General features: G+C 38.0%; 3 protein-coding genes. All 3 read right to left on the bottom strand.

From position 1 onward, the window contains the following. Positions 1-464, bottom strand: a 464-nt coding sequence (locus tag VXQ92_RS17280) for an acyl-CoA dehydrogenase family protein (RefSeq protein WP_416682649.1), incomplete at its 3' end; no start/stop codon positions are given. Positions 465-600: 136 nt separating this feature from the next. Continuing rightward, entirely contained in the window at positions 601-1,164 is a 564-nt protein-coding gene (locus tag VXQ92_RS17275) for a DUF4256 domain-containing protein (protein WP_032060596.1), read from the bottom strand. A gap of 19 nt (positions 1,165-1,183) precedes the next feature. Next, complete coding sequence (locus VXQ92_RS17270; protein WP_000455820.1) at positions 1,184-1,534, bottom strand: GFA family protein; 351 nt, start codon at positions 1,532-1,534, stop codon at positions 1,184-1,186. Positions 1,535-1,561: the final 27 nt, after the last annotated feature.

The raw sequence follows: 1,561 nt of genomic DNA, 5'->3' as shown, positions 1-1,561 counted from the left end.
GAAACAATATAATAATCCCCATCTCTGACAGCTTTAGTCTGTAATGCAGCAACATCTGAACCACCACCAGGTTCTGTAATCGCTAAAGCCGAAATTTTCTCACCGGAAATAATACCTGGCAGAACTCTAGCCTTTAACTCCTCACTCCCAAAGTGCTGAATGGGAGGGGCGCCAATGGTATGGACCATGAGCGAGATATGCACTCCACCTGAACCCGCCTTTGCCATTTCGATACCAGCCAGTAATGAATAGAATGGATCTGCATCTGGAATACCACCATATTCTTCTGAAAAACCTAGACCCAGTAATCCAATTTCGGCAGCCTTTTTATAAAGTTCTCTTGGGAATGTCTCAGCCTCATCCCATTCATTAACGAAAGGTGCCATTTCTTTTTGTACAAATCTACGAACATTATCGGCAAAAGCTATATGTTGTTCATTATAGTAAATTGGATTGAGCTGCATTTTTAGAAATGTCCTGATGTTTTTATTTAATTCCAGAACATATCTTGTCATGTTTACCATCAGTCAAAAGTTGCAAGAATCTCCATTTTCTTGGCATAAAATATCAAATCCAGACGATCGAGTTGATTCGCAAGACCTATACCCTTAAACAGCAGCGAAAACCACGAGCTGCATAATATGACTGGGCTCCATTGTGATAGATGAAGACTCGACCATAGCGACGGTCCGCAAAAAGAGCTCCTCCTAATTTTCGAATTTCCTCTGGAGTAGCAAGCCAGCTTGATGTTTTTAGATCAAACTCCCCGAGCTGTTGTAATTGGTGATATTGCTCTTCTGTTAGGAGTTCAGCCCCTATTTCTTGGACTAAGTCTATTGCGCTATTTTTAGGAGGATGATCTTTTCTAGACTCTAAGGCTTCTCGGTCATAGCAAAGGCTTCTACGACCTTTCGGTGACTCAACAGAGCAATCTATAAACAAATATTCATCTTTCTGCTGGTCATAAGCAATAACATCCGGCTCTCCTCCTGTATTTTCCATTTCCTGCAATGCCCATAGTTTGTCTGGAGACTCAATGAGTTTAGTTCGCACATTCATCCAATCAATTCCTTTATGTCGATGTATATTCTTTTCAAATCTATTTTTTAATAATTCAAGCAACATATCTATTTGTTTTGAAGTTAATTGTTTTTTAGTCATCATTGAATAAACCTTATAGTTATTAAACAGAACGCCCATCAAAATAATTTATTTTTAACTTTTCTAAATCAATATCATCTATACATCGAACATTAATCGCAAAGATCGAATTACCTTGGGCATCTATACTTTGGGCATAGGGATGAATACCGCAATTTTTACAGAAATGATGATTAATCACATGCTTGTTAAAAGTGTAATTCGCTAAAATATCAGGAGAATCTAAAGTAACGGTAACCTGATTAGTCGGCAGGAACCAAAGTAAAGACCCTTTCTTTTGGCAGATAGAACAATTACAAGATAAGGCTTCTGTTAGCTCACCTTCCGCGGCAAACTTTACCTGACCACAATGACAACTTCCTTTATATTCCATTTCATTTTTCCTATTTCTAATTTTTTA

The organism is Acinetobacter sp. 228 (assembly GCF_048147885.1).
Note: the sequence above shows the minus strand (reverse complement) of the source record. Positions and strands in the feature narration are given on the sequence as shown.

Coding starts and splice junctions, on each gene's coding strand:
- VXQ92_RS17275 (WP_032060596.1), bottom strand. CDS start 1,164: ATGATGACTAAAAAACAATTAACTTCAAAACAAATAGATATGTTGCTT.
- VXQ92_RS17270 (WP_000455820.1), bottom strand. CDS start 1,534: ATGGAATATAAAGGAAGTTGTCATTGTGGTCAGGTAAAGTTTGCCGCG.